General features: G+C 72.5%; 23 protein-coding genes and 1 riboswitch. Of the genes, 4 read left to right on the top strand and 19 right to left on the bottom strand.

The genetic code is table 11. From position 1 onward, the window contains the following. Window positions 1-25 precede the first annotated feature (25 nt). Window positions 26-1,000 (top strand): transketolase family protein, encoded by a 975-nt coding sequence (locus OHB41_RS39620; RefSeq protein ID WP_266704395.1) that lies wholly within the window; start codon window positions 26-28, stop codon window positions 998-1,000. Between the two features lie 322 nt (window positions 1,001-1,322). Here OHB41_RS39620 and OHB41_RS39615 read toward each other — a convergent pair whose 3' ends face one another. The 14 genes from OHB41_RS39615 to OHB41_RS39550 form a co-directional block, all read right to left on the bottom strand. Beyond that, window positions 1,323-2,624, bottom strand: a complete 1,302-nt coding sequence (locus OHB41_RS39615) for an MFS transporter (RefSeq protein ID WP_266704393.1) — start codon at window positions 2,622-2,624, stop codon at window positions 1,323-1,325. Between the two features lie 417 nt (window positions 2,625-3,041). Then, on the bottom strand, window positions 3,042-3,404 hold the full coding sequence (locus OHB41_RS39610) for an MmcQ/YjbR family DNA-binding protein (RefSeq protein ID WP_266704391.1): 363 nt from the start codon (window positions 3,402-3,404) through the stop codon (window positions 3,042-3,044). Window positions 3,405-3,508: 104 nt separating this feature from the next. Next, window positions 3,509-4,048: a GNAT family N-acetyltransferase gene (locus OHB41_RS39605; protein WP_266704389.1), complete on the bottom strand. Its 540-nt coding sequence runs from the start codon at window positions 4,046-4,048 to the stop codon at window positions 3,509-3,511. After that, entirely contained in the window at window positions 4,045-4,617 is a 573-nt protein-coding gene (locus tag OHB41_RS39600) for a helix-turn-helix domain-containing protein (RefSeq protein WP_266704387.1), read from the bottom strand. The genes OHB41_RS39605 and OHB41_RS39600 overlap by 4 nt, the downstream gene beginning before the upstream one ends. A gap of 161 nt (window positions 4,618-4,778) precedes the next feature. Beyond that, window positions 4,779-5,684, bottom strand: coding sequence for a LysR family transcriptional regulator (locus tag OHB41_RS39595; RefSeq protein ID WP_266704368.1), 906 nt, complete (start codon window positions 5,682-5,684; stop codon window positions 4,779-4,781). Between the two features lie 31 nt (window positions 5,685-5,715). Continuing rightward, window positions 5,716-6,909, bottom strand: coding sequence for a glycine C-acetyltransferase (kbl, locus tag OHB41_RS39590; RefSeq protein ID WP_266706481.1), 1,194 nt, complete (start codon window positions 6,907-6,909; stop codon window positions 5,716-5,718). 10 nt (window positions 6,910-6,919) lie between these two features. Further along, window positions 6,920-7,948, bottom strand: coding sequence for an L-threonine 3-dehydrogenase, zinc-binding type (gene tdh, locus OHB41_RS39585; RefSeq protein WP_266704366.1), 1,029 nt, complete (start codon window positions 7,946-7,948; stop codon window positions 6,920-6,922). A 332-nt stretch (window positions 7,949-8,280) separates the two neighbouring features. Further along, window positions 8,281-9,474, bottom strand: a complete 1,194-nt coding sequence (locus OHB41_RS39580) for a Gfo/Idh/MocA family protein (protein WP_266704364.1) — start codon at window positions 9,472-9,474, stop codon at window positions 8,281-8,283. Window positions 9,475-9,646: 172 nt separating this feature from the next. Further along, entirely contained in the window at window positions 9,647-10,246 is a 600-nt protein-coding gene (locus tag OHB41_RS39575) for a GAF domain-containing protein (RefSeq protein WP_266704362.1), read from the bottom strand. 100 nt (window positions 10,247-10,346) lie between these two features. Continuing rightward, complete coding sequence (locus tag OHB41_RS39570) at window positions 10,347-10,946, bottom strand: GTP-binding protein (RefSeq protein WP_266704360.1); 600 nt, start codon at window positions 10,944-10,946, stop codon at window positions 10,347-10,349. After that, a complete protein-coding gene (locus tag OHB41_RS39565; RefSeq protein WP_266704358.1) occupies window positions 10,924-11,295 on the bottom strand; it encodes a DUF742 domain-containing protein in 372 nt (123 codons plus the stop codon). The genes OHB41_RS39570 and OHB41_RS39565 overlap by 23 nt, the downstream gene beginning before the upstream one ends. A gap of 2 nt (window positions 11,296-11,297) precedes the next feature. Then, a complete protein-coding gene (locus tag OHB41_RS39560) occupies window positions 11,298-11,732 on the bottom strand; it encodes a roadblock/LC7 domain-containing protein (RefSeq protein ID WP_266704356.1) in 435 nt (144 codons plus the stop codon). 71 nt (window positions 11,733-11,803) lie between these two features. Beyond that, on the bottom strand, window positions 11,804-13,819 hold the full coding sequence (locus tag OHB41_RS39555) for a sensor histidine kinase (RefSeq protein WP_266704354.1): 2,016 nt from the start codon (window positions 13,817-13,819) through the stop codon (window positions 11,804-11,806). A gap of 355 nt (window positions 13,820-14,174) precedes the next feature. Beyond that, window positions 14,175-15,452 carry an MBL fold metallo-hydrolase gene (locus OHB41_RS39550; RefSeq protein WP_266704352.1) on the bottom strand — a complete coding sequence of 426 codons (1,278 nt, stop codon included), beginning with the start codon at window positions 15,450-15,452 and terminating at the stop codon, window positions 14,175-14,177. 859 nt (window positions 15,453-16,311) lie between these two features. Here OHB41_RS39550 and OHB41_RS39545 point away from each other — a divergent pair. Both OHB41_RS39545 and OHB41_RS39540 read left to right on the top strand, forming a co-directional pair. Then, the gene (locus tag OHB41_RS39545; RefSeq protein WP_266704350.1) at window positions 16,312-17,514 is read left to right on the top strand and encodes a glutamate dehydrogenase; all 1,203 of its coding nucleotides are present in this window, start codon (window positions 16,312-16,314) and stop codon (window positions 17,512-17,514) included. 200 nt (window positions 17,515-17,714) lie between these two features. Continuing rightward, on the top strand, window positions 17,715-18,335 hold the full coding sequence (locus tag OHB41_RS39540) for a TetR/AcrR family transcriptional regulator (protein WP_266704348.1): 621 nt from the start codon (window positions 17,715-17,717) through the stop codon (window positions 18,333-18,335). 84 nt (window positions 18,336-18,419) lie between these two features. On the opposite strand, the gene OHB41_RS39535 is transcribed toward OHB41_RS39540, so the two are convergent. Both OHB41_RS39535 and OHB41_RS39530 read right to left on the bottom strand, forming a co-directional pair. After that, window positions 18,420-19,205 (bottom strand): SGNH/GDSL hydrolase family protein, encoded by a 786-nt coding sequence (locus OHB41_RS39535; protein ID WP_266706479.1) that lies wholly within the window; start codon window positions 19,203-19,205, stop codon window positions 18,420-18,422. 271 nt (window positions 19,206-19,476) lie between these two features. After that, window positions 19,477-20,331: a LysM peptidoglycan-binding domain-containing M23 family metallopeptidase gene (locus tag OHB41_RS39530; protein WP_266704346.1), complete on the bottom strand. Its 855-nt coding sequence runs from the start codon at window positions 20,329-20,331 to the stop codon at window positions 19,477-19,479. A 3-nt stretch (window positions 20,332-20,334) separates the two neighbouring features. After that, a riboswitch (cyclic di-AMP (ydaO/yuaA leader) is annotated at window positions 20,335-20,493 on the bottom strand. A gap of 551 nt (window positions 20,494-21,044) precedes the next feature. Here OHB41_RS39530 and OHB41_RS39525 point away from each other — a divergent pair. Next, the gene (locus tag OHB41_RS39525) at window positions 21,045-21,842 is read left to right on the top strand and encodes a tyrosine-protein phosphatase (protein WP_266704344.1); all 798 of its coding nucleotides are present in this window, start codon (window positions 21,045-21,047) and stop codon (window positions 21,840-21,842) included. A gap of 53 nt (window positions 21,843-21,895) precedes the next feature. Here OHB41_RS39525 and OHB41_RS39520 read toward each other — a convergent pair whose 3' ends face one another. The 3 genes from OHB41_RS39520 to murJ all read right to left on the bottom strand — a co-directional run bounded on the left by OHB41_RS39520 (window position 21,896) and on the right by murJ (window position 24,615). Next, entirely contained in the window at window positions 21,896-22,012 is a 117-nt protein-coding gene (locus OHB41_RS39520; RefSeq protein WP_148012225.1) for a DUF6126 family protein, read from the bottom strand. 41 nt (window positions 22,013-22,053) lie between these two features. Next, window positions 22,054-22,707: a helix-turn-helix domain-containing protein gene (locus tag OHB41_RS39515; RefSeq protein ID WP_266704342.1), complete on the bottom strand. Its 654-nt coding sequence runs from the start codon at window positions 22,705-22,707 to the stop codon at window positions 22,054-22,056. A gap of 219 nt (window positions 22,708-22,926) precedes the next feature. Beyond that, window positions 22,927-24,615 carry a murein biosynthesis integral membrane protein MurJ gene (gene murJ, locus OHB41_RS39510; protein ID WP_266704340.1) on the bottom strand — a complete coding sequence of 563 codons (1,689 nt, stop codon included), beginning with the start codon at window positions 24,613-24,615 and terminating at the stop codon, window positions 22,927-22,929. Between the last annotated feature and the right edge of the window lie 205 nt (window positions 24,616-24,820).

The following is a 24,820-nucleotide window of genomic DNA, read 5'->3' as shown; positions in this document are numbered from 1 at the left end:
CGCACGTCGCCGAAAGGACCACCCCATGGACACCATGCGTGACCGTTTCGCCCCCGTCGTCTCCGAGCTGCTCGACGAGGACCCCCGGGTCGCGGTCGTCCTGGCCGAGATCGGCATGGACGGCTTCGCGGACGCCCGGGCCAGGCATCCGGAGCGGGTGATCAACGTCGGGATCCGCGAACAGCTCCTCGTCGGAGCGGGCGCGGGCCTGGCCCTCACCGGGCTGAGGCCCGTCGTGCACACCTTCGCCAGCTTTCTCGTCGAGCGTCCCTTCGAACAGGTGAAGCTCGACCTCGGTCACCAGGACGTGGGTGCGGTGCTGGTGAGCGCCGCCGCGTCCTTCGACTGGCCCGCCGGGGGCTTCACCCACATGGCACCCGGCGACGTGGCGCTGCTCGACACCCTGGACGGCTGGACCGTGCATGTGCCGGGGCACCCCGACGAGGCCGAGGCCCTGCTGCGGCACGCGGTCGCCGCCGGCGACGACAAGGTGTACGTGCGGCTGTCGACGCAGTCCAACGCGCAGGGCCGCCCCGTCGACGGCGTACGGCTGCGCACGGTCCGCGAAGGACGCGGCGGGGTGGTCGTCGCCGTGGGGCCGATGCTCGACGCGGTGCTCGACGCGACGGAGGGGCTCGACGTCACCGTGCTGTACGCCACCACCGTCCGGCCGTTCGACGCGGCGGGGCTGCGGCACGCCACGGAGGCGGCGGGCACCGACGTCGTCCTCGTCGAGCCCTTCCTGGCGGGCACGTCCACGGCCGCCGCGGGCGACGCGCTCGCCGACGTACCCCACCGCGTGCTCGGCCTCGGCGTCGGCCGCCGCGAGCTGCGCAAGTACGGAACCGTCGACGAGCACCTGGCCGCGCACGGGCTCGACGCGGGGTCGCTGCGCGAGCGGATCGGCGGCTTCCTGCGCGCCCCGGGTGACGCCCGACCGACGGCTCCGCACCCCGGGTCACGGGTCACCGGCGGCCCGGGGGGCGCGCGTCGAGTGTGACCGGCGGCTCAGGCGCCCGGTAGTGCGTGACCAGCACGCCGGGCGCCTCCGGGTCACGGGTCACCGGCGGCCCGGGGGCGCGAGTCGAGTGTGACCGGCGGCTCGGGCGCCGTCGGGCGCCTCCGGGTCAGGGGTCAGGGGTCTCCGGTGGCCCGGTTGATCCCCTGTCATACGGCACCGGCGGGCTGGACGCCTCGGGCTGTGCGCGACCGGGGCCCTGGACGCCTCGGGTTCGTGTGACCGGCGGCTCGGGTGACCTGGGCAGGTGACAACGGCGCCCCGGGCGACCGGGGCCGGGCCGCGGGGCTTCGCTTCGGCCGGCTCAGCGGTCGGCGCGTCGCGCCGGTCGACGCATGGCGGGGGCCGTACGCGGCAGGGACACGGACGGGTCGACGCGCAGCAGGTTCCGGATGGCGGGCACCAGGAGCAGGGACGTGCAGACGGCCAACGTCATCGCGCCGGCCACGAGGAGGACGGTGTCGGCGCCGAGGACTGTCGCGGCCGGCCCCGCCAGCGCCTGGCCGAAGGGCATCATCGCCAGGGAACCCGCGACGTCGTAGGCGTGGATGCGGTTGAGGACGTCGGGGGCGACCTGGGTCTGCACACTGGTCGCCCACATCACGCCCCAGAACGACATGCCGGCGCCCGCGACCGCCGCTCCGGCCGACATGGCCGGGACTCCGAGGCCCGCACCGACGGAGGCGGGGAAGCAGGCGAAGGCGAACAGGGCGATCGAGCCGGCCCGCAGCATGTGTCGGGGGCGCAGCCGCAGGGCCAGCAGGCCACCGACCACGGTGCCGGCACCGAGCGCGGAGTTGACCAGACCGTAGGCGCTCGCGCCGTGCTGCCGGACCACTTCCGTGGCCACCAGGGGGACGGTGGGACCCGAGATGAAGAGCATGTACACGCACCAGATGACGATGACCCCCCACAGCCAGGTCCTCGCCCTGAACTCCCGCCAGCCCACGACGAGATCGCCCCGGAAGCTGCCGCCGTGCGGCCGGCTCCCGGGCGCGGCCGGCGGGAGGCGGAGCAGGAGCAGGCACAGGGCGCTCAGCGCGTACGTCGCCGCGTGCGCCGCGAAGACGCCGCCCGCCGAGGAGAACGCGACCAGCAGCCCCGCGAGGGCGGGGCCCGCGAGCTGCGCGGCGGACTCGGCGATCCGGATCGCGCCGTTCGCCCCCTGGACGTCGGCCGCCAGGCGCGGCACCGTACTGGCGACGCCCGGCTGGAAGACGGCTCCGGCCGCGCCGTTGACCGCGCCGATCGCGCAGATCTGCCAGAGGACCACATGGCCGGCGAAGAAGAACCCCGCGGCGAGGGCCTGGGTGACCAGTCGAACGAGGTCGGCCCCGATCATCAGCTTGCGTGTGCTGAACCGGTCGGCGATGACCCCGCCGAAGACCACCAGCCCCGCGAACGGGGCGGCGGACGCGGCCATCGCGAGGCCGATCGCTCCCGCGCCGTAGCCGTGCTGGAGCAGTCCGGCGGCGAGGGCCACCGGGAGCATCGTGTCGCCGAGCCGGGCGAGGGCCCGTGCGACGAAGAACAGCGCGAAGTCCCGCGACCAGACCGGCGCGAGGCCGGTCACGGCGTTCTCGCGGCGCGGGACCTCATGGCTCAACGGTGTCTCGTGGCCCGCTGGCACCTCGCGGCCCGTCGGTACCTCGCGGCCCGTCAATGTCTCGCGGCCCGTCGCGATCCCATGGCCCGGCGGTGTCCCATGGCCTGGCGGTATCCCATGGCCCGGCGGTACCCCGTCGCCCGTCGGTGTTCCGTCGCCCGTCGTCGGCCCGGGCCGTGGACCCGCGCCGGCGGGTCTTTGGCGCGTCCCCCGACCGCCGCCCCGCGTCTGATCCCCCGTGTCCTCGTCGGCCGGCGGTCCGGACCGCGTCGGCTCACCGCTCGGTGACGTCCCGTGCATCCCGCCCGTGCCCCTCGCCTGCAGTCGCCCCGCGGTTCCCCCCGCGAACCGGGCGTCCCTGCCTCCGCTCCGGCACCCGGATCATGTCACGCGGCACACCCGGTGACGGAGGGATTTTCACCCCTCCGCGGGGAGCCCCAACGCCGGGTGGGAGTCGAGCAGTCGGGGCGGGGCGGCCTGTCGCCAGGAGTCGGCGAGGATGTCACGGAGTTCCTCGTCGTCCTCCAGGGCGGCGAGCCGGACCCGGACCCAGGCGAAGCCCGCCTCGTGGCCGGCGATCCAGAACTTCCGGGGCTCCGCCAGGACGAGTTCGTCGCGCTCCTCCTTGGGGCAGCGCACGGCGATGGAGGTCTCCTCCTCGGGCAGGGTGGCGAACATCCTCCCCGCGACCCGGAAGGTGGGCATGCTCCAGGCGGTCTTCTCCGTCGTGTCCGGCAGGGACAGGGCGATCCGGCGTACGTCTTCGGCGTTCGGCGACATGGCACGCACGGTAGCCAATGGCACCGACACACCGCCGCCGACCTGCGCGATCAGCGGGACGGCCGGGAGGGGCCGGCCGGACGAGTCGTCGCCGGCGAAGCGCCTCACGTCGCCGCAGCGGCGGCGGCTCCCACCCGCTTGTAGAAGACCGTCGTCGGGCGGAGCTCGCCCGAAGGAGTCGTCGCGTAGTCGGGTATCGCCCCGAGACGGGTCCAGCCCGCGGACAGGTAGAGGGTCTCGGCCGGGCTGCCGGTCTCCGTGTCCAGGTGCAGGAGGGTGAGCCCGGCCGCGGCGGCCGCCCGCTCGGCGGTGGCCAGCAGCGTGCGGCCGAGTCCCCGTCCCCGGCCGTCCGGGTGCACCATCAGCTTCACCAGTTCGGCGCGGTGGCGGCTGTTGGGCTTGTCGGGGAAGGCCAGGCCGACCGTACCGAATACCCGGTCCGCGCCGTGCGCCACCCACACCGCGAGGTGGCCGGCCGACACCGCGGCCGCGCGCCCCTCCCACCAGGCCACGGCCGACGCGCGGTCGAGCGGCGCGAGAAAGCCGACCGAGGCCCCGCTGTCCACGGTGTGGGTCAGGAGGCCGGCCAACTCCTCGGCCTGGGCGAGGACTTCGGCCGCGCTCAGCCGGGAGACGGCGGTCACGGCGCCACCACCACCAACGTGTACCGCACGTCCTGGGGACCGGGGCAGCGAAAGCGGGTCGGGCCCCACACCCGCAGCCGGAGGCAGTCACCGGTGCCGAGGCGGTGCTCGACGTCCCGCGCCGTCACCTCCAGCGACCCGTCGAGCACCCAGATGTGCTGCTCCAGACCGGGCACGGGAGGCCGGTCGTACGCGATGTCGGCGCCGGCCGCGAGCCGCCCCTCGACGAGTTCGCCGCGCAGCCCCGCGTGCGGCGGGGACACCGACCGTCGTACGAAGCCGGAGGCGCCGTCCCTCCAGACCGTCTGGTCGGCCGCCCGCACCAGCCCGACGGGTTCCGCCTCGACCTCGCTGAGCAGCTGTGACATGGTCCGCCCGTACACGGCGCACAGGCGGTTCAGGAGCGAGGCCGTGGGGCTGATCTCGGCGCGCTCGGCCCGGGACAGCGTGGACCGGCTGACCCCGCTGAGGTCCGCCAACTCCGCCAGCGACCAGCCCCGTTCGGCCCGCAACTCGGCGAGCCGGGCCCCCAGACGGACGTCGACGGCATCTTGCACATCGGTTCCCATATTCGGGAGCTTATCCCAGATACGAAACAGAAGGAGAGCGGGAACGGGATCAGGTGCGGGAGCGGGAGCGCGGGGTCGGAAGCGGGGTCGACCGGAGCTCGCGGAACTCGCGGAGGCAATGGATCTCGCGGAGGTCAGGGATCTCGCGGAGGTCAGGGACGTCACTCCACGGTCGCGGCCCGCGCCAACGCGTCCAGCACCGGACGGATCAGCGGATGCCCCTCCGCGCCACGCCGTACGGCCGCGAAGACCCGGCGGGTGGGCGCGACCCCGTCGACCGGGCGCACGACCACGCCCGTGAGATCCATGCCGATCAGGGCCGAGCGGGGCACCAGCGCGACGCCCGCGTCGGCGGAGGCGAGGGCGACGACGGCGCGGAAGTCGTCCGAGGAGTGTTCGAGACGCGGCTCGAATCCCGCGTTCTCGCAGGCCAGGACCACCACGTCATGGCAGGGATTGCCGGGGTACTGGCCGATCCAGGGGTCCTTGGCGAGCTCGGCGAGCGGCACCTCGTCGGCGTCGGCCAGACGGTGGGTGACCGGGACCACCGCGTCGAACGGCTCGGCGTACAGGGGTACGTGGGTCAGCCGCGGGTCGTCCGCGGCCGGGGCTCCCCGGTACTCGACGGCGACCGCGATGTCGACCTGCCGGTCGAGCACCATCGGCAGGCTGGCGTCGCCCTCGGCGTCCTGCACACGGACGTGGATACCGGGTGCGGTGACGGCGAGGCGGGCGAGCGCGGGAGCCACCACGAGGCCGATGCCGGTCGCGAAGGCGGCGACCGTGACCGTGCCCGCGGAACCCGAGCTGTAGGCGGCCAGTTCGGCCTCGGCCCGCTCCAGCTGGGCGAGCACCGCATGGGTGTGGCCGAGCAGGATCTCACCGGCGGGAGTCAGCCGCACGCCCTTGGCGCTCCGCTCGACGAGTCGGTGCCCGGTCTCCTGCTCCAGGGCGGTCAGCTGCTGGGAGACCGCCGAAGGCGTGAGATAGAGCGCGGCGGCAGCCGCCGTCACCGTGCGGTGGTCGGCCACCGCACGAAGGATGTGGAGCCGCCGCGCTTCGATCATGCGACCGATTCTCTCAGGTCACACGCGTCTTTCAGCCGTCGAGCTCCGCCCGCGCCGCCACGAACGCGTCCACCGCGCGGTTCACGTCGTCCGTCGAGTGCGCCGCGGACAGCTGCACCCGGATACGGGCCGCGCCCTGCGGGACGACCGGGTACGAGAAGCCGATCACGTACACGCCGCGCTCCAGGAGCAGCTCCGCCATGCGCCCGGCGACGGACGCGTCACCGATCATGACCGGGGCGATCGCATGGTCGCCGGGGAGGATGTCGAAGCCCTCGGCGGTCATCCGGGAGCGGAACAGCGCCGTGTTCGCCGCGAGCCTCTCGCGCAGGTCGCCCGCCGACTCCAGGAGGTCGAGAACCTTCAGGGAGGCCGCCGCGATCACCGGGGCGAGCGTGTTGGAGAAGAGGTACGGACGCGAGCGCTGGCGCAGCAGGGCGACGATCTCGGCGCGTGCCGCCACGTAGCCGCCGGAGGCGCCGCCGAGCGCCTTGCCGAGGGTGCCGGTGATGATGTCGACGCGGTCCATGACGCCGTGCAGCTCGGGGGTGCCCCGGCCGCCGGGGCCGACGAAGCCGACGGCGTGCGAGTCGTCGACCATGACCATCGCGTCGTAGCGGTCGGCGAGGTCGCAGATCTCCTGGAGGGGAGCGACATAGCCGTCCATCGAGAAGACGCCGTCCGTGACGATCAGGCGGCGCCGGGCGTCGGACGCCTCCTTGAGCTGGGCCTCCAGGTCGGCCATGTCACGGTTGGCGTACCGGAAGCGGCGCGCCTTGGAGAGGCGGATGCCGTCGATGATCGAGGCGTGGTTGAGGGCGTCGGAGATCACCGCGTCCTCGGCGCCGAGCAGGGTCTCGAAGACGCCTCCGTTGGCGTCGAAGCAGGAGGAGTAGAGGATCGTGTCCTCCTGGCCGAGGAACGCGGACAGCCGCGCCTCCAGCTCCTTGTGCACCTCCTGCGTACCGCAGATGAAGCGCACGGACGCCATGCCGTAGCCCCAGCGGTCGAGGGCCTCGTGGGCGGCGGCGACGACCTCGGGGTGGTCGGCGAGGCCGAGGTAGTTGTTCGCGCAGAAGTTGAGGACCTCGCCGGGGCGGCCGCCCGAGGTGACGCTCACGGTCGCGGACTGCGGGGTGCCGATGACGCGCTCGGGCTTGTGGAGCCCGGCGGCGCGGATCTCGTCGAGGGTGGTGCGCAGATCGTCGCGTACGGAATCGAACATCATCAGTTCCTTAGAGGGTCCAGTCCAGAATGACCTTGCCGCCGCGGCCGCCGGCCGCTTCGGCGAAGGCGGCCTCGTGGTCGCGGAAGCCGTACCGGCCGGTGATCACGGGAGCGAGGTCGAGGCCCCCTTCCAGGAGCACCGACATCGCGTACCAGGTCTCGAACATCTCCCGGCCGTAGATGCCCTTGATCGTGATCATGGAGGTGACGATCCGGGACCAGTCGACCGGGAACTCCTCGGCGGGCAGGCCCAGCATCGCGATCCGGCCGCCGTGTGTCATGTTGGCGATCATGTCGCGCATCGCCTCGGGGCGGCCGGACATCTCCAGGCCGATGTCGAAGCCCTCGCGCAGCCCCAGCTCGCGCTGGCCGTCGGCGATCGTCGCGGACGAGACGTTCAGGGCGAGGCTCACGCCGATCTTGCGCGCGAGTTCGAGGCGCTCCTCGCTGACGTCGGTGACGACGACGTTGCGGGCGCCCGCGTGCCGGGCCACCGCGGCGGCCATCAGGCCGATCGGTCCGGCACCGGTGATCAGGACGTCCTCGCCGACCAGCGGGAAGGAGAGCGCCGTGTGCACGGCGTTGCCGAACGGGTCGAAGATCGCGGCGACGTCGAGGTCGACGGGGACCCGGTGCACCCACACGTTGGTGGCGGGCAGGGCGACGTACTCGGCGAACGCGCCGTCGCGGCCGACGCCGAGGCCCACCGTGGCACGGCAGAGGTGGCGGCGTCCGGCCAGGCAGTTGCGGCACTTGCCGCACACCAGGTGGCCTTCGCCGCTGACGCGGTCGCCGGCCTTGATGTCGGCGACGTCACGGCCGGTCGCGACGACCTCGCCGACGAACTCGTGGCCGAGCACGAGCGGTGTGGTGATGGCCTGCTGCGCCCAGCCGTCCCAGTTGCGGATGTGCAGGTCGGTTCCGCAGATCCCGGTCCTGAGGACCTTGATCAGTACGTCGCCGGGGCCGATCTCCGGCTCCGGGACGTCCACGAGCCAGAGCCCGGGCTCCGCCTTCTCCTTGACCAGCGCCTTCACGCAACGGCTCCTGTGGGTGAGCCCCCGGGGCAGGGCACGCCGAAGGGGCCCGTACCGGGGAGAGGGGTGTATTCCCTGAGGAATCTGCCGTACGACCGTAGTCCTGGTCCATCGAGGTTTTCTTAAACGCGGCCGCAGCTTTCCTTCACACGTCGGATTCCCGGCCCCCTGAGGGCTGTCCCGTAATCCCCGGTGGATCAGCGCGCGGCGTCGGATGCGGTGCATCGCAAGCCGGAGGGTCGTCCTCATACTGGGCGTATTCGGGCGATCCGACAACGCGGCGAGGTGCCGCAGCTGTCGTCGTGCGCCCGCCGGGGATCACGGGGCAGCCCTTACGCCTCCCCGGGCACCTGCCCCCGTTCGAAGTAGGCGAGCAGCTCGGGGTCGAGCGCGGGCACCTCGCGCGCGGTGCCGCCGTCCCGCAGGGACTCCGTGGCCCGGAATCCGGCGGCCACCGCCATGCGCGCGGCGACCGGGGAGGTGTCGGTGCGCCCTCCTTCCCGCACGAACCGGAGGAACTCGTCGATCAGCAGCGGGTCGGCGCCGCCGTGTCCGGCGCCCTCGGGGGGCTCCGGCACGGAGTACTCGGCGTCGGCCCGGTCCCGGTGCCCCGAGCGGCGGCTGTTCCAGACCTTCACCACGGCGCCGGGCCCGTCCCCGAAGTTCTCCAGCCGGCCCGCGTCGCCTATCACGGTGTAGTTGCGCCAGTAGTCGGGGGTGAAGTGGCACTGCTGGTAGGCCGCCAGCACTCCGTTGTCCAGGCGCAGGTTGACCAGCGAGACGTCCTCGACGTCGATGACCGGATTGAGGGCCCGCTGGGCGTGCGGGGGCCAGTGGCCGCTGTCGGTGTACCAGTCCTCCGTCTTGGGCTCTCCGGGCGCTCGCCGGTGCCGGTTGTCCCCGTACACCATGAGGTCGCCGAGCGCCTGCACCTGTCGTGTGTAGCCGCCGGCCAACCAGTGCAGCACGTCGAGGTCGTGGGCGCCCTTCTGTAGCAACAGCCCGGTGGTGAAACGGCGTTCGGCGTGCCAGTCCTTGAAGTACCAGTCCCCTCCGAAGCCGACGAAGTGCCGTACCCACACGGTCTTGACGGTGCCCACGGCGCCGCCCCGGACGAGGTCACGCATCAGGCGGATCACCGGCATGTGGCGCATGTTGTGGCCGACGTAGAGGCGGGTGCCCGTCTCGAAGGCGGTGCGCAGGACGGCGTCGCAGCGCTCGATGGTGATGTCCAGGGGCTTCTCGACGAAGACGGGCCTGCCCGCGCGCAGTGCCTCGCGGGCGAGGTCGGCGTGGGTGTGGTCGGGGGTGAGGACGAGTACCGCGTCGACGTCGGGGGCGTGGACGACCTCGCGGTGGTCGTCGACGGTCCGGACGCCGGGGATGCGGGCCGCGGCGGCCCCCCGCAGCAGCGGGTCGTGTTCGGCGAGGACGGTCACGCGTGAGCCCCGGCCGGGGCGGTGGGCGGTGAGCGCGAGGGGACCGCGCAGGCCGAAGCCGAGAACGCCGAGACGCAGATCGGTCATGGGGTGCCTTCCGGGCCGTGTCGGGATGGCTCGGGCACAGCGTTCCTCCGCGGCGACGGGGTCAACCCCCGGCGACCCCAGCGGATACGGCGGCTACAGCGGCTACGACAGGCACGGCTCCCGGGGGCACGTCATCCGCGGGGCGCGCACGCGCCGTCCGCGCCGCGTGGCCTCAGAACCCCACGCCTCCCACGCCACTCTCGCGCTGTCCGAGTTGCTCGACCAGTTCCGCCGCCATCGTCTTGATGGTCTCCAGGCCCGCTCTGCCCCACGGGCGCGGCTCGAGGTCGACGACGCAGACGGTGCCGAGGGCGATGCCCGTGCGGTCGATGAGCGGGGCGCCGAGGTAGGAGCGGACCCCGATCTCGTCGACGACCGGGTTGCCCGCGAAGCGCGGGTAGTCGCAGACGTCCTCAAGCACCAACGCCCTGCGGCGGACCACGACATGGGGGCAGAACCCGTAGTCGCGGGTCATATAGCGGCCGACGCCGTGGTGGGTGCCGTCCGCGGGGACCGGGACCGGCCGGGTGGTCGAGACGTTGCCGTCCGGGGTGTGCAGGCCCGCGAAGAACTGCCGGTTCTCGTCGATGAAGTTGACCATCGAGTACGGCACCGCGGCGACGTCGGCGAGCCGGTCCGCGAAGGCGTCGAAGGCGGGCTCGGCGTGCTCCCCCAGGCCTAGTCGGCGCAGCCGCCGGACCCGGGCGGGGGCGTCCTTGTCCTCCGGGGTCAGCAGCAGCCGGCCGGCCGGGCGCGGTGGGTCGTAGCTCATGGACGGACTCCCTGGTGGGGGCCGGGTGTCATATGCGGGCTCCATGGTCGGGGACGTGGGTCACGTGCGGGCTCCTTCGCCGGCGGCGCAGGTCAGTACGTCACCTGCGGGCTCCATGGGTGGGGGCGTGCGCCGGTGCGTGGGCGAGGAGGTGGCGTACCAGCGTGAGCAGGGTCTGCACGCCCGAACTGGAGATCCGGGCGTCGCAGCGCACGATGGGGATCCCGGGGTCGAGGTCGATGGCCGCCCGTACCTCGGCGGGGTCGTAGCGGAAGGCACCGTCGAACTCGTTGACGGCGACGATGAAGCCGAGACCGCGCTGCTCGAAGAAGTCGACGGCCGCGAAGCAGTCCTCGAGGCGGCGGGTGTCGGCGAGGATCACCGCACCGAGCGCGCCCTCGGACAGTTCGTCCCACATGAACCAGAACCGCTCCTGCCCGGGTGTGCCGAAGAGGTACAGCACATGTTCCGGGTCGAGGGTGATGCGGCCGAAGTCCATCGCCACCGTGGTCTCGACCTTGTTCTCGACGCCGTCGAGACTGTCGGTCGCGGCACTGACCGTGGTGAGCAGCTCCTCCGTGCTGAGCGGCGCGATCTCGCTCACCGCGCCCACGAAGGTCGTCTTGCCGACTCCGAACCCTCCCGCCACCAGGATCTTCAGCGCGGTGGGGAAGGGATCAGAGCTGTCGTCGTAGTCCATCGAGCACTGCCTCCAGAAGAGACCGGTCAGTGGGGTTGTGGTGGAACTCGGGGGGTTTGGTGGTCAGCGCCCCGCAGTCGACGAGGTCGGACAGCAGCACCTTGGTGACCACCGCCGGCAGCTTGAGCTGGGCGGCGATCTCCGCGACCGAGACGGGCGCCCGGCACAGTTCGAGCGCCTGGGTGTGCTCGGGGCCGAGGTAGCCGAGGGGCGTGGCTCCGGTGACCATGACCTGCGACAACAGGTCGAGCGCGGTGGTCGGACGGGTCCGGCCGTTGCTGACCGTGTAGGGACGCACCAGCCGCCCGGCCGCGTCGTCGAGCCAGGGCCCGTCGCCGGCCGCGGCCACCCTCAAGGCCTCATCGCCGTGGGGCCGACGGCGGCCTGCCGGGGCGCGGTCATCAGGTACGGGCGGACGCTCTTGACGAGCATCGCCATCTCGTAGCCGAGGACCGCCGCGTCGGCCTCGCGTCCGGCGAGCACCGCGAGACAGGTGCCGGAGCCCGCGGTGGAGACGAACAGCAGGGTCGAGTCGAGTTCGACGACGACCTGGCGCACGTCGCCGCCGTCCCCGAAGCGGGCACCCGCGCTGCGGCCGAGCGAGTACAGGCCGGAGGCCAGGGCCGCCATGTGGTCGGCGCTGTCCGGGTCGAGGCCGTGGACGGACTTCACGAGGCCGTCGCAGGAGAGGAGTACCGCGCTGGTGGTGTGCGGCACGCGCTGCACGAGGCCGCTCATCAGCCAGTCGAGATCGGATGCATGGCCGGTCGGCACGTCGCTCGCCATGGTGGATCGACTCCTTGGGGTACGAAGGTCTGCGGGAGCGCAGGTGGGGGTGGGCGTGCTCAGGAGACTGGTCATCCGGCCGGTGCGCTCCCGTCGTGCCGGGCCGTGAGGTCGTGTCCGGGCGTGGGGGCGGTGTCACGCGTCCCCGGCGCGTCGGGCGGGGCGGGCGCATGCGCGGTGTGCGGGTCGGCCATGTGCGCCGCGCCCGAGGGATCGTCGGCCGTTCGGACGGCGCTCAGGGGCGGTACGTCCAGGTGGGGCGAGCGTGGGGACGGCTGGTCGACGCGGATCACTCGCAGGGGTGGCAGCGCGTCCAGGCGCGCGGGGTCCGGGTGCCCGGGGTCCGGGTGCGGCCGGTCGGTGGGGACCTCCGTCTGCCGGGCCTCCGCCAGTCCGATCCCGCGCTGGAACGCCGCCATCAGCCCGGGGTCGTGACCGGCGACGTGCTCCGAGTCCGGGCGGGGCAGGGGCCCGTCGCGCAGTTGGGGCGCGATGTGCTCCTGGGCGCGCCGGCGCGGCAGTTGGGGTCTCGCCATGGTGCCCCGGACCGCGCCGTTGCGCGGGGTGGGCGGCATCTCCGCGTTCTCCGCGAGGATGTGCCGGTCGTCGGGGCGGATGCCGGGCACGGCCTCCGCCGGATTGGGCCGCTCCGTGCGGGCGCCGCGCACCGGGAGCGGCGCCGGCCCGCCGTCGTCCGTACCGTCGCGCCGCGGCGCGGCGGGCTCCGCCTGTTCCCGGCGCGACTGCCGCGGCACGGGGGACCCCGCCCCACCCGCGGAAGGGAGCGGCACGGCCTGCCCGGCCGGTGGTCCCGCGGGCGGGAGCGCGCCGCCCGCGGTCTCGCGCGGCCGCCCTTGGGCGAGGTGCCCCGGGGCGCCCGGCTCCGTGCCCAACAGCTCCTGCGGAACCACGAGTACGGCCTGGACACCGCCGTAGATGTTGCTCTGGAGCCGGACGTGGATGCCGTGTCGCCGGGCGAGCTGGGACACCACGAAGAGGCCGATGCGGCCGTCCTGGAGAAGGCTCGCGACGTTCACCTGATCGGGGTCGGTGAGCAGCGCGTTCATCTTGTCCTGCTCGCCCGGTGGCATGCCCAGGCCCCGGTCCTCGACCTCGACCGCGAGCCCTGAGGTGACGAGGTTGACGCGCAGCAGCACCTGGGTGTGGGGGGCGGAGAACACCGTGGCGTTCTCGACGAGTTCGGCCAGCAGGTGGATGACGTCGGCGACGGCGTGCCCACGCAGGGTGCCGTCGATCGGCGGCACCAGTTTGACCCGCGAGTACTGCTCGACCTCGGCGATCGCCGACCGCAGCACCTCGGTCATGGAGACGGGGTTGCTCCACTGGCGTCGGGAGACGGCGCCGCCGAGGACGGCGAGGTTCTCGGCGTGCCGCCGGATACGGGTGGCGAGGTGATCGACGTGGAAGAGGCCCTTGAGCAGGTCCGGGTCCTCGATCTCGTTCTCCAGCTCGTCGAGGATCGAGATCTCGCGGTGCACGAGGGACTGAAGCCGTCGCGCCAGGTTGACGAAGACCTCGACCTTCTGTTCGCTGCCGGCCCGGCTGGAGAGCTGCGCGGCCTGTACGACGGCGGTGACGGCGCCGTCGTGCGCCCGGGAGAGGTCGGCGGCGAGCAGCTCGAAGTCGTCGGCGTCCGGGAGGGGCCGGCGGTTCGGTGCGCGCGGGGACGGGGTCTCGCCGCGGCGCAGGCCCTCGACGACGGCGCGCAGGTCCGCCTCCGTACGCGCGCTGGTGCGGCGTATCGCGCCGAGGCGGTCCCGGACGGACCGGGCGGCCCGGTCGGCGGCCACGGCGGCGATCAGGATGCCCGCGAGGGCGACCCCGAGGGCGCCGGCGAGGACCGCCCAGAGAACCGCGCCCGGGCGGGCGCCGGTGGAGCGCACGGTGAACAGGACGGCCGCACACGCGCTGAGGGCCACCGCGGTGGGCGGCAGGACCGCCATCCGCAGCAGTTGGGGCCGGAGGGGGGTCTCGGGCGGCGAGGGGGCGGCATGGGCCACCGGCCGTCCGTGCCGCCCGCCCTCACGGCGGTCTGCGCGGGCGGCCGGTGCGCGAAGGTGAGACATCTGCGTCCTCGTACTGGGCGTCGGGGGCACTCGGGCTCCCGCGGGTCTGCGCGACTCGGGCGTGCGCCATCGCGGTGCCGGTCGAGAGAGCCGAAAAAAACGGCCCTGCGTCGCCCGACGGCAACTGACAGTAGTCGGCAACGGGACAGGTGCGGTGGGCAGTTGACAAAGTCCCCCGGGGAGCGTCCCGCTCTGGTATGAGGCCTCGCACGGCAGACCGAAATCACCGTCGGACACGTGTTCCCTGGAGGCGCTGTTCCGATCAGTGCTGGTCAGAAGTGGTCATGAAAAGACGGCAAGGGCCGGGGAGCGCGACGCGCCCCGACCCTTGCCGTAGATCGGACTTTCTGGAGATTCAGCCTGCGGGCACCGTCTCCGGCTCTCCGGTGTCCTCCGCGGCACCGCCGCCGGTGTCACCCGGCGTGTCGGAGCCCGCCCCGCCGGACGCGGACGTCCCGGAAGCGGACACATCGGCGGCCGCGGCGGTGGCGCCGGTCCTCTCGACCGCGGGCCAGCCGCCCTCGGGCGGCACGGCCACCCCGCGCCACCAGGGCTCGGACGGTACGGTCTCGGAGGTGGGCTCGAAGGGCTCACCGGGGTGCGGCAGCGCGATGCGCGCGCCGACCGCGTGCGCGGCCGCTATGGTCCCCTCGCCGGGCTCCACCCACGGGTGCGTCGCCAGGTTGAACGTGGCCCAGTGGATCGGCATCATCACACCGCCGGGCCGGCCGCCCTGAAGGTCCAGGTGTGCGCGCATGCCCTCCTCGGGCGTCATGTGGATCTCGGGCCAGAACTCGCTGTACGCGCCGATCTGGATCATCGTGGCGTCGAACGGGCCGTGCTCGGCGCCGATGTCCTTGAAGCCCTCGAAGTAGCCGGTGTCACCGCTGTGGTAGATCCGGTGCTCGTCGCCCGCCACCGCCCAGGAGGCCCACAGCGTGTGCTGGGTGTTGCGCAGACCCCGGCCGCAGAAGTGCCGGGCGGGCGTGGCGGTGAGGGAGATGCCGCCGACCTTCGTTGTCTCGTTCCAGTCCAGCTCACGCAGGCGGTCCGGGGAGACGCCCCAGTGCTCCAGGTGGGCGCCGACGCCGAGCGGCACCGCGAACACCGTGTCCGTGTCGGCGAGGGCCTTGATGGTGGGCAGGTCCAGGTGGTCGTAGTGGTCGTGCGAGATCACGACGACGTCGACCGGGCCCAGCGCGGCCAGCGGCAGCGGCACCGGGTGCAGCCGCTTGGGTCCGACGAAGTTGAAGGGTGAACAGCGCTCGCCCCAGACCGGGTCGAACAGCACGCGGTGCCCGTCGAGCTCCGCCAGCACGCTGGAGTGCCCCATCCAGGTGATCCGCAGCCCGCTCGTCGCGGGCCTGGCGAGGTCGGCGAGCGTCGTGGCGTGCACCGGCACCGTGCCCGCGGGGGCGCGGCGGACGCGCTCCTCCTTGCGGAAGAAGACCTTCGCGAACTCGATCATGGAGCCGTCGGGGCGGGTCCGGGCGCTCACCGGGTTCTGGAAGACCCCGTCCGCGAAATTCGGCGATCTGCGGATGCGCTCCAGGCGCTCACCGCCCGGGTCCGCGCCGAAGGCGGCGGGCTGCAGCGCGCGGAGCCCGGAGCTCAACGTACGGAAACCGGTCACGGTACCTCCAATGGAGTCGGTCAGGCCTCCCATTATGGTCGGCCCCTGTGACAGCGCCGGGACTCCGTCCTCGCGGGGTCACGGCGTGCTGTCTCCCCGGCACGCGCACCGCGAGGCCGGGGTCCCGGCGCCCGCACTGCCGGGCGAACGCGCCGGAGGGGCCCACGGCCCGTATCTCGCAACCCCGCGGCGCCCTCTCTTCTTCCGCACCGGGGAACGGGATTTCGGGACGCGCGGACCCGTCCGGCCCGACGCCCGGCCGAGGCGCGCCCGACGCCCGGCCCGTCACCGCGGGCGAACCGGTCGACGAACCGGGCCGCCGGCCGCGCGAGCACCTGGGGCCACCACCGTGGAGCCGCCGGCGCCACCCCCTCGCTCCCCCACCCCGCTCACCCCCCACCGTCGGTCCGTCCAGTGAATTGACACAGCGCGGGCAGCGTTCCGATACTGACTGAAGATTCAGTAAAGGTTCCGGTGGAGGCGTTCGCGCCGATCCGTCCGCGCCGGGAGGAACGATGGATGCCGACGTACCCACCAGAGGCGACCGTTCCCGAGCGCCGTCACCTCCCGCCCAGGGGACTCCCTGCACACTGAGTCGGTGCAGAAGTGGCTGGCGGGTCGCGACGTGATCGTCGCCGTGGGTACCGAGCCGGCCGGGAGTGATCTCCGGTCGCCGCCGACCGCCCTCGGCGGCCCGCTCGTCCGGGCCGGTCACGACCCGGACACCGGACGGACTCCGGGCCGGGCGAACTCCGGACCGCCCGCGGACGGCGCGCCCGTCGACCCACCGCCCCGCGCCCTCGCCGAGATGCCCCGCGCCCCCCGGCCCCACCCTGATCGCCGTCCCCGAGGAGTACCCATGATCGCGCCTTCGACCGCGTCCCCGACCGCGCCCCTGATCACACTCACCTGGACCGACCACGTCACCGGCCGCCCGGGCTTCCTCGTGGTCGACCGTCTGGTCCGGGGTGTCTCCAGCGGCGGGCTGCGGATGCGCGAAGGCTGCACCCTGGACGAGGTCGCCGGGCTGGCCCGGGGCATGACGATGAAGGAGGCCCTGCACTACAACCCCGAGGGCCGCTACATCCCGCTGGGCGGCGCCAAGGGCGGCATCGACTGCGACCCCCAGGACCCGGCGTCGTACGGCCTCCTGGTGCGCTATCTGCGTGCCATGCGCCCGTACATCGAGAACTTCTGGACCACGGGCGAGGATCTCGGGCTCTCCCAGGACCTGGTCGACCGGGCCGCCACGGAGGCGGGGCTCGTCTCGTCCATCCAGGCCGTGTACCCGCTGCTCGACGACGAGAAGAGCGCGCGGAGCCGTCTCGCGGACGCCTTCGCGGTCGAGGTGGACGGGATCGGGCTCGACGAACTGGTGGGCGGCTGCGGTGTCGCCGAGTCGGTGCTCGCGGCCCTGGACCGCGCCGGAGTCGCGTACCCGGGAACGCGCGTCGCCGTACAGGGCCTGGGCACCATGGGCGGAGCCACGGCGCGCTTCCTGGCGCGCGCCGGTCTCACCGTCGTGGCCGTCGCCGACATCAAGGGCACGATCGGGAATCCGGACGGTCTCGACGTCGACGCGCTGCTCGCGGCGAGGGACGCCTACGGGACGGTGGACCGCGCGGCGCTGCGCCCGGCCGACCGTGAACTCCCGGCCGACGCCTGGCTGTCGGCCGACGCGGACATCCTGGTGCCCGCCGCGGTCTCGTACGCGATCGACACCACGAACCAGGCCCGGATCACCGCCCGTTGGATCGTGGAGGCGGCCAACATGCCCGTCCTGCCCGAGGCGGAGGAACTGCTCGCCGCGCGCGGCGTCCTCGTGCTTCCGGACGTCGTCGTCAACTCCGGTACGAACGCCTGGTGGTGGTGGACGCTCTTCGGCGACATCGGCGCGGACGCCGACGAGGCGTTCGCGTACACCCGGCGCTCCATGCGCGGCCTGATCGACCGGATGCTGGCCCGCACGGAGGCCGACGGGACGACGCCGCGGGCCGCCGCGCACGCCATCGTCGCCGACCGGCTGCCGGTGATCGCGGAACGGTTCGGGTGGTACCGCTGACCCGGAACGGGGCTTCCGGGCCCGGCTCCCGCGCCGGACTTCCGGGCTGAACCCCGGCGCCGCGCTTCCGCCGAATCCCGTCGTGCTCGCGTCCGATCCACCTACGCGGGACCGGAGTTCCCGGTGTCCGGAGAGACAGGACGTGTCCGGATCGGCCATCGGTTCGTCGTCCGACCCGGGCGAGGCACTAGGGTTACCGCGTGGCAAGGGTGCGGTTGAGCGTGGCGGAGCGGCGTCAGGAATTGCTGCGGGCTGCCATCGGACAGATCGAGGCGCGGGGTGTGGCGGCGGTACGGATCGCCGACGTCGCCTCGTCGCTCGGGGTGAGCAACGCGTTGGTGCTGTACCACTTCTCCACCAAGGAGAAGCTGGTCGCGGCCGCGTTCACCCATGCCGCCGAGGACGACCTCGCCCACCTGCGCAAGCTGCTCGGCCGCCGTACGTCTTCGCTGCGACGGCTGCGCGCGGCCGTCCGCTGGTACGCGCCGACCGGCCAGGCCAAGGGCTGGCGACTGTGGATCGAGGGCTGGGGCGCGGCGCTGCGCGAGCCCGCGCTGCGGGAGGTCACGCGTGACCTCGACAGGCAGTGGAAGGCCGCGATCACCGAGGTGATCGCGGAGGGAGTGGCCGGCGGCGAGTTCCGGTGCCCGGATCCCGCGGGAGCCGCGTTGCGGCTGACGGCGCTGCTCGACGGGCTGGCGGTGCAGATGACCGCCTACACGGGCGCGGTGTCGCGGGCGCGGGCTCAGGAGTGGGTGGACGACGCGCTCGCGCGGGAGTTGGGAATCGAGCGGGCGGCCCTGACCGCGGCGGTGCGCTGAGGCGCCTGCCCCGGCACAGCCCCCGCCGTCAGAGCCGGCGCCCCAGCGGTCCCGCCCGTCGGCCGTCCCTCGATGTCACGCGGCTCAGGCGACGGTCCCGATCCGCATCCTGATGTCGTTCGGCGACAGGCTGCCCTTGGCCGCGACGTGGTCACCCGAGGACTCCCCGCGCAGCCTCCGTCCGATCCACGGCACGAGGTACTCGCGTGCCCAGTGGATGTCGTCGCGCCGTACCTCCAGCGTGCCGCGGGGCGGCAGAGGCGGCCAGGGCTGGTCCGGGTCGGCGGGCACGTCGAGACCGAGGACCTGGCCGGCCCGCAGCGCGACGCGGGTGTGACCCTCCGGCGACAGGTGCAGTCGGTCGCCGTCCCAGGCGCGCCGGTCCTGGATCGTCTTCAGGGACCACAGGTCGAGGACCGGACAGCCGTACCGGTCCGCGATGGCCCGCACATGTCCGTTGTAGGTGGCGATCTTGCCGCGCAGGTGCTTCAGCACCGGAACGCCACGGGTGTCGAAGCCGGTCGTCACCATGACGGTGCCGACGGCGGAGGTGAGGTCGGCGACCGCGCGCTCGAAGCGCTCCGCGACCTCGTCGGGGTCGGTGCCGGGCCGGATGATGTCGTTGCCGCCCGCACAGAAGGAGACCAGGTCCGGGGCGAGTTCCTTGGCCCGGCGGAGCTGGTCGTCGATGACCTGGTCGAGCAGCTTCCCGCGGACGGCGAGGTTGTTGTAGGTGAAGTCGCCTTCCGGCTGCCGGTCCGCGAGCAGTACCGCGAAACGGTCCGCCCAACCGACAAAGGCTCCTTCGGGGCCGGGGTCGCCGACGCCTTCGGTGAAGCTGTCCCCCACCGCCACGTACGACCCGATCACTGCTCTGTTGTCACTCTTCGAATCGTCTGCCACAGCGAGCCATGATTCACCTTGGGATGTGAGCTACGCGACCGTAGGAATGGGTTGACGGGTGGTGAGATAAGCCACTCATAAAGACCGGTGAAATCCGGAATAGGGCTCTTTCAGGCGTGGTTGAACAGCCTCCACGCCTGAAGTACGTGATCCGGAAGCGACGCCCACCCGCACCGGCGGGACACCGCGGGCCGGACCCCGGGATAGTGGGGTCCGGCCCGCTGGACGTGTGGGAGCGTCAGCCGACGACGACCCCGTGCGAGCGCAGGTACGCGACCGGGTCCAGGTCCGAGCCGTAGTCCGGCGTCGTGCGGATCTCGAAGTGCAGGTGCGGACCGGTGACGTTGCCGGTCGCGCCGGAGACGCCGACCTGCTGACCCTCGGTCACGGTCTGCCCCGCCGCGACGGTGAGCGCGGACATGTGGGCGTACTGCGAGTACCGGCCGTCTGCGTGCTGGATGACGACCTGGTTGCCGTACGCGCCGCCCCAGCCGGCCGAGACGACGGTGCCCGCGGCGACGGACCTGACCGTGGTGCCGGTCGGGACCACGAAGTCCACACCGGTGTGGTAGCCGCTGGACCACATGCTGCCGGGCACCTTGTAGCCGGTGCCGATGATGGCCCCCTGGACCGGCAGGGTGTAGCCCGCGTCGACGGCCGGGGTGGCTTTGGCCGCGGTGGTCTTGGCCGCGGCGGTCCGGGTGGCGGTGGACGCGGACGGCTGCGTGGCGCCCTGCCCCTCGATCGTGAGCTTCAGACCGGGGCGGATCACCGTCGGATCGGCGCCGACGACCGCGCGGTTGTCGGCGTAGAGCTTCTTCCAGCCGCCGCTGACGTGCTGCCGGTCGGCGATCTTCGCCAGCGTGTCGCCGGCCTTCACGACATAGGTCTTCGCCGCGGCGGTCCCGGCAGGTGTGGAAACCGTCGTGATCCTCTGCACGGCGGACGGGACCGCGGCCGCCGGGGCCGCGGCATGGGCGCAGACGGCCCCCATCAGCGGCAGTGCGAGCGCGGCACCACCGGTGCCGGCCACGGCGATCGCGCGGGGCAGACGCAGGAATTTGGGGCGACGGTGCTTACCCTTCGCGGGCATGGCGCATTTCCTCTCCGGCGCCTGCGAGGTGAGCTGTCGGGTGCGGACTGGAGATGTCCGGCCGCGCGGCAGCGCGGCTGTACCCCTAGCCGTTCCGGAGACCGGAACAGGCGCTGTACCTGTGGATCCCCCGCTCCTGCCGCGTTCGGGTGAGTGCGGATTCCGGGCGGCGGCAGGATTGGGCGTCCGTCCGGATTGAGGGCGAACGTAGGCGAGAGAAGAGCGCGTCGACAACTGTCCGCGATCCCCGCGCGCACCCATTTCATGATCGATGCCCGAATTGCCCGTCACCCTCCGTGCACGGCGATCTCTCCGACCCGGCAATCCGCGCGGCGGTGCGGGCACATGGAGGAAGGAGCGCCGCCACGCATCGTCACGCATATGACGCTGCTCACGCACGTCATCCCATGTAGCCATATTCCCGGGCCAGTTATGCCTAAAGTGACAACTGGCACAAAGCACCGATATGGGACGAAGTCGGATGAACACGGCAGCGAGATCCCCACGCGGTCCCGTGTGCGGTCCGTGGTGCAACAGCACCGCATCCCGATGCACTTCACCTGTTTCACCCGTCCGTGCGGACCGAGTGCGCCCGGCTCGGCAGCGCCTGTGGACAACTCATTGCCCGAGGAACCCATGTCGTATCGTCGAGAGGCGATTCCCGTCGGCGAGCAACGACGAGCTGTGCCGACGGCCCTATGGGAGGAGCCCCCGTGACGCAGCAGGTCCCGTCGACCGAGCCCGAGCTGGCCGGAGTGCGCAACTTCCGAGACGTGGGCGGCCTGCCCACCGTGGACGGCCGACGGGTGCGGACCGGGCGGCTGTTCCGCAGTGGTCACCTCGCGCACGCCACAGCGGAGGACGCCGTGTTCCTCTCCTCCCTGGGCCTGCACACGATCTTCGACTTCCGCAATGCCTCGGACCAGAAGCTGGAGGGGCCGGACGTCGAGCTGCCCGGTGTACGGAACGTGAACCTTCCGCTGACGGACCCGGCCGACGGCAGCGAGTTCTGGAAGATGGTCCGCGACGGCGAGCTCGACCAGCTCCGTGCCCACCTCGGAGACGGCCGGGCGGCGGACCGGATGATCGGTTCGTACCGCACGATCATCACCGAGCGGACGGCCGAGCACTCCCAGGTGCTGCACGCCCTGGCCGAGGACAGCGTGCCCGCGCTGATGCACTGCGCGGCGGGCAAGGACCGCGCGGGCCTGTCCATAGCCGTGACGCTGCTCGCCGTGGGCGTCGAGCGCGAGGCCATCGTCGCCGACTACCTGGAGTCGAACGCGCGGCACCGTCGCTACAAGGTGCACCGCAACGGCACCTCGGACACGGCCCGCTCCCCCGAGGTCATGGAGCTGCTCAGCCCGCTGTTCGACGCGCGGGCCGAGTATCTGACGGCGGCCTTCGAGACGATCGAGGAGACCTGGGGCGGCGTCGACACCTACCTGGAGCAGGCCCTGCGTCTCACTCCCGACCTGCGCGACCGGCTGCGCGACCGGCTCCTCGACTGACGTCCACGGGCTGTACGGCTGTTCGGCTGTACGGGTGTCCGCCGGCCCCCGGTCTACTGGTTCTGCGCTCCCAGCGTGAACAGCAGGTAGATGAAGGCCGCGAAGAGGTGGCCGACGGCGACGTAGATGATCAGCCGTACCCACAGCGCACGGGGGAACTTGTCCTCCATGGACCGCCGGGGGCCGGGTTCCGTGGGTTCCGTGGGTTCGGTCATGACATCTCTCCCAGGGTCGGGTGCGCCGCCGCCGGGCCGAGGCACAGCGCGGCGGCGGGGCTCTGCAACAGGGTGTGTACGAAGAGGAGATCGGCCCCCGCCTGATCGGCGGCGGCAATGCGGTGCGGGGTCAGCGAGTCGAAGTGCGCGCTGTCCCCGGGCGCGAGCACCTGCGTGGTGTCCCCGAGGCGCAGCCGCAGCCGCCCCTGGAGGACGTGGAGCCACTCCTCGCCGGGATGGACGCGCACGATGTCGCCCTGGGAGCCGTAGGGGACGTGCACCCGCAGCGCCTGCATCCCGCGGCCCGGGGAACCGGCCTGCCAGTAGGTCCAGCCGCCCGCCGCGGTCGGCTCCATGTCGGCGGCCCGGACGATGGCGTCACGTTCGGCGACCCTTTCGCCCAGCAGCTCCGAGACCGTCGTACCGTAGATGCGGGCGAGGGCGAGCAGCATCGGCAGCGAGGGCTGGCGCTGCCCCGTCTCCAGCCGGGAGAGGTGGGCGGCCGAGAGCCCCGCGGCGTGGGCCGCGGCCTCCAGGGTCAGTGCGGCGCGCCGGCGCAGTTCACGCAACTGCGGCGCGACGACGGGCAGGGCGTCGGCTGTCCCGGGCTCGGGCGGCGTACCGGCCGCCCCCGGCTCGATGGGGCTCATGCACTCCATTGAGCCGCAATCTTGCCTCTCGGGCAAATTACTTGCCTCAGAGGCAAAGGGGTCGTCGGCGGCGTCCCGGCGGGCGAGGTGCGGGAAGCCGGAGAGCCTCCGTCGCGACCTCGCGCCGTCGCCCAAGACCGCCGCCAAGGTCAGAGGTCCGCTCGCGCCCGGTCGCGGCCGCCGGTGACCGGCCGCTGCGACGCGGTCGGGACCGGGCGTTCACCCCAGCCCCGGCAGGCTCCGCACCTCGCTGACCTTCAGAAATCGTGCGAGCAGCACGAACGCCACGAGCATCGTGAGGCCTCCTGCGGCGAGGCCCAGGACGGGCGACCAGGTGGCCGACGTGACGGTGGCGGAGGACGAGCGCGCCACGACCCAGCCCAGCGCTCCTGCCGCGAGGGCAGCGCCCGTCAGCCTGCCGTAGGTGCGGCACAGCCTTTTGCCGTCCAGCCGGCCTTCGAGGCGTCGTCGCAGCAGCAGCGCGGTGATGAGCAGGCCGATGGCGTACGAGGCGGCGTAGGCGCCGGCCAGGCCGGTGACGGCCCATCGCGGGGGCATCAGCAGATGGCAGGCGGTGGCCAGGGCGATGTCTGCCGTGCTGATCCACACGGCCGTCCAGAACGGGGTTCGGGTGTCCTCGAAGGCGTAGAAGCCGCGCAGCAGCATGTACTGCGCCGAGAAGGGGATCAGGCCGAGTCCGAAGGCCTGGAGCATCTGTCCCAGCGGCACGATGGACGCCGGATCGGCTGCTCCGTGGGCGAAGATCACCTGCGCCGTCTGCGGGCCGAGGGCGACGAAGAAGAAGGCGGCGGGAACGATGACGACGCCGCTGATCCGCAGGGCCCGGGAGAGGTCGCCGCGCATGTCGTCCAGGCGGTGTTCGGCGACGGCCCGGCTCATCCGCGGCAGCAGGGCGGTGACCAGCGAGACGGTGATGACCGACTGCGGCAGCGACCAGATGGTCTGCGCGTAGGTATAGGCGGAGAAGCCCACGCCGCCATGGGGCAATGCCGTGTCCGCGGCGGAGGCGTAGCGCGTCACCACCGTGCCGGCCACGAGGTTGGTCAGGACGAACAGCAGGGTCCAGCGGGCCGCGCTGACACTCTTGCCCAGGCCTGTGCCGCGCCAGTCGAAGCGTGGGCGGAAACGGAAGCCGGCCGCCCTGGCGAAGGGGATCAGGGCAAGGGCCTGGACCGCCAGGGCGAGTGTGGTGCCGGCGCCGAGCAGCGTGACCTGGGTCCGCGTGACGTCCTGGACCGAGTCCGGAACGGTCATCATGCCGAGGTATACGCCGAACATGGAGATCAGGACGACGTTGTTGAGGACGGGGGTCCACATCATCGCGCCGAACCGGTTCCGGGCGTTGAGCACTTGGCCCAGGATGCTGAACAGTCCGTAGAAGAAGATCTGCGGGAGCAGGAACCGCGCGAAGACCACCGTCAGCCGGAACGCTTCGTGGTTGGCGGGTGAGTCGCTCTGATAGAGGCTGATGATCTGCGGTGCCGCCCGGACGGCCAGCAGCGTGCCGACTCCCAGCACGGACATCGTGAGGGTGACCAGGCGCTGCTCGAAGGCACGTCCGCCATCGGGCTGCTCCATTCTGGCCCTCACCAACTGCGGTACCAGTACGGAGTTCAGCGCGCCGCCGATGAGCAGGAAGTACAGGCTCGCCGGCACCACGTTGGCCTGGTTGTACGTCGTGGCCAGCAGTCCCGTCCCGAGTGCTCCGGCCTGTAGGACTGTTCTCAGCAGGCCCGTCGCCCGTGACACCACCGTCCCCGCCGCCATCAGCACCGACGAGCGCGTCAGCCCGCCCTTTGCCGCGCCGGGTTTCGCGGCGGCGTGCCGCCCCCGCTTCCGTTTCCCCGGTAACCGTGTTCTCGCCTCGCCCTGCGTCCCCTCCGCCATGCGCCCAATCTACGGCGTGGAGATCGGCCGGGCCCGGGTTCCCCGATGGGCCCGCGGTCTCCCGTCGACGTGGCGCGGCGAACGGACACGCCGGGCCCTGGGACCGTGCGGGACGCGGATGCCTCGTGTCCGCCCATGGGGCGAGTCCGCCCTTTCCCGTCGGGCAGGTGGTGCCGGACGGGAAAGGGCGGACGGGGCCTGACCG

The organism is Streptomyces sp. NBC_01571 (genome assembly GCF_026339875.1).
GTDB lineage: Bacteria > Actinomycetota > Actinomycetes > Streptomycetales > Streptomycetaceae > Streptomyces.
This window is presented reverse-complemented; position numbering and strand designations above follow the sequence as displayed.